The organism is Polaromonas sp. P3_C2 (assembly GCF_056402675.1).
In genome coordinates this window covers 1-2,502 of sequence record NZ_JBFUGX010000607.1, presented here as the reverse complement: position 1 = coordinate 2,502, position 2,502 = coordinate 1, and the positions used below count along the sequence as shown (strand labels likewise).

Genomic DNA, 2,502 nt, shown 5'->3' with positions numbered 1-2,502 from the left:
TGCTGCAGCCAGCCGACCTTGAAAAAACCTCGATGGCCATGGCCCTGGCCGCGCTGCTCATTGGTAAAGACGGCCGCTGGAGCGCCCTGCTACCTTTGACTGCGTCCCAGGGACGAAACATCGACGCCGACAACATTCGCGCCGCGCTGGCCACCAAGCCCTTGCCTGGCGTACTTTTTGTCGACATGAAAACCGAGTCTGACCGTTTGTATTCCAGCTACCTGCACGAAGCCATCGTGCTGTCGCTGGGCGGGCTGGCTGTCCTCGTGGCCCTGCTGCTGGTGGTTTTCCGGTCCCCGTCCCGGGTGCTGCGGATCATTGCGCCGCTGGCGGCCGCTGTCGTCACAGTCACGGCCGGGCTGGCCCTGCTGGGCCAGCAACTGATCATCCTGCACCTGGTGGGCCTGTTGCTGGTCGTGGCCGTGGGCTCCAACTACGCGCTGTTTTTTGACCGGCCCGAGCCCCATGCCCCGATAGCGCCCAGAACCCTGGCGTCCATGCTGCTGGCCAATCTGACCACCGTCGCAGGGTTTGGCCTGCTCGCTTTTTCCAAGGTGTCCATCCTGCAAGCCATGGGCGTTACCGTTGCCCCGGGCGTCATCCTGGCGCTGGTTTATGCCGCAATTTTTGCCAGGAAGCCCCATGCCTGACCTCCGGTGGAAGCCCARCATCCTGGTACGTGCAAGCATCACGCTGCACGCGGCGGCACTTGCGGCCATCCTTGTTGATTCCGGCTGGTGGCGCTGGGCGCTTGCCGCCGTGGTCCTCAACCATCTGTTGCTCACCGTCGTGGGTATGTGGCCCCGCAGCCAGTGGCTGGGCCCCAACTGGACCCGCCTGCCCCAGGCCTCCGTCGCCAGGCGGGAAATCGCCCTGACCATCGATGACGGCCCCGACCCCGCCGTGACACCCGAAGTCCTGGATCTGCTCGACCGGTATGCGGCCCGCGCGACCTTTTTTTGCGTCGGTGACAAAGCCGCCCGCCATCCCGAGTTGTGCCGCGAGCTTGTGCGGCGCGGACATGCCGTTGAAAACCACAGCCAGCACCACCGCCACTACTTTGCCCTGACGGGCCCGCGCAGCATGTTTCGCGAGTTGCAGGCAGCGCAAAACACACTGAGCGGCCTGACGGGCCGGCGGCCCCTTTTCTTTCGCGCTCCCGCCGGCCTGCGCAACCCCTTTCTTGACCCGGTACTGGCCCGGCTCGGCCTGAAGCTCACCAGCTGGTCCGTGCGCGGCTTTGACACCCGCGTCACCAATGCCGAGCAAGTAAAACGCAAACTGACGGCCGGGCTGCAAGCCGGCGCCATCTTGCTGTTGCATGACGGCAATGCAGCACGCACACCGCAAGGTGTTCCGGTCATCCTGGATGTCCTGCCCGCCCTGCTGGAGTCCATTGCGGCCGCCGACCTGCACACGGTGACCCTGCAGCAGGCCCTCGCATGAATCCTACGCAGAAAACCCGGCAGAGTCCGTGGTCACAAATAGGGCGGGTTATCTTTCAGCACATCTATCTGAAAGCCATTGGCACGATGCTTTTCATCGGCGTGTTTTTCGGCGCCTACTTTTACCTGCTCAAGCACCCGGCCTTTCCGATCGCGGTGATGCCCCTCACCTGGCCCGACCACCTCATCGGTTTTGAACCGCTGGCCTTGCCGGTTTACCTCTCGCTATGGGTTTATGTCTCGCTGCCGCCCATCTTCTTTGGCGACCGGCGCGAACTCTTGCGCTATGGCGGCGCCATTGCGCTGACCTGCCTGGCGGGCCTGCTGGTRTTTTATTTCTGGCCCACGGCCGCACCCGCTCCAGACATTGACTGGCCGAAATATCCGCAGATGCTTTTCCTGAAAAACATGGATGCGGCAGGCAACGCCTGCCCTTCGCTTCATGTGGCAACAGCCGTTTTTTCGGGCATCTGGCTGCACCATCTGCTGCGCCGATTCTCCGTCCCCGCATGGGTGCTGGCGGTGAACGCGCTCTGGTGTTTCGGCATTGCCTATTCCACKCTGGCCACAAGGCAGCACGTCGCGGTGGACGTCGCCGGAGGCCTGCTCCTGGGGGGAGTGGCAGCCTGGTTATCCCTGCATCTTCACAAACAGCGCACCGCAGGCAAGTAACAGCTGGTGTCCGGCATCGCAACGGCGCCGGATTTGCCACGTGATTTGCTAAAGTGTCTTTTTCTTCAGATTGGTTTTTTCTCTGTATCCACTTTGGCTTTCCCACTTCACCGCAACCAGCAGTATGGGTCGCGGTCTTGCACAAACTCTCGACGCGTTGCGCACGCGGCGGGGCGGGCTCGCCCCATGCACTTTTGACACGGTCGACCTGCCGACCTTTGCAGGCGAGGTCACGGGCACGGACAGCGTGCAGCTTCCTGCGCAATGGGCCCGCTTCGACTGCCGCAACAACCGGCTCGCCCTGCTGGGGCTTCAGCAGGACGGCTTTACTGAAGCGGTGGCAGCCGCCGGCAAAAAATACGGCGCGCACCGCGTGGGGGTCTTC

General features: G+C 63.0%; 2 protein-coding genes and 2 pseudogenes. All 4 read left to right on the top strand.

The window, feature by feature from the left end; translation table 11 throughout:
• Window positions 1–650 (top strand): annotated as a pseudogene (locus AC1DWI_RS19680) (MMPL family transporter); the annotation flags it as partial.
• Window positions 643–1,446, top strand: coding sequence for a polysaccharide deacetylase family protein (locus AC1DWI_RS19675; RefSeq protein WP_477725519.1), 804 nt, complete (start codon window positions 643–645; stop codon window positions 1,444–1,446). The pseudogene AC1DWI_RS19680 and the gene AC1DWI_RS19675, both read left to right, overlap by 8 nt.
• 86 nt (window positions 1,447–1,532) lie before the next feature.
• Window positions 1,533–2,117 (top strand): phosphatase PAP2 family protein, encoded by a 585-nt coding sequence (locus AC1DWI_RS19670; RefSeq protein ID WP_477671554.1) that lies wholly within the window; start codon window positions 1,533–1,535, stop codon window positions 2,115–2,117.
• Window positions 2,118–2,241: 124 nt separating this feature from the next.
• Window positions 2,242–2,502, top strand: a pseudogene (locus AC1DWI_RS19665) (beta-ketoacyl-[acyl-carrier-protein] synthase II); the annotation flags it as partial.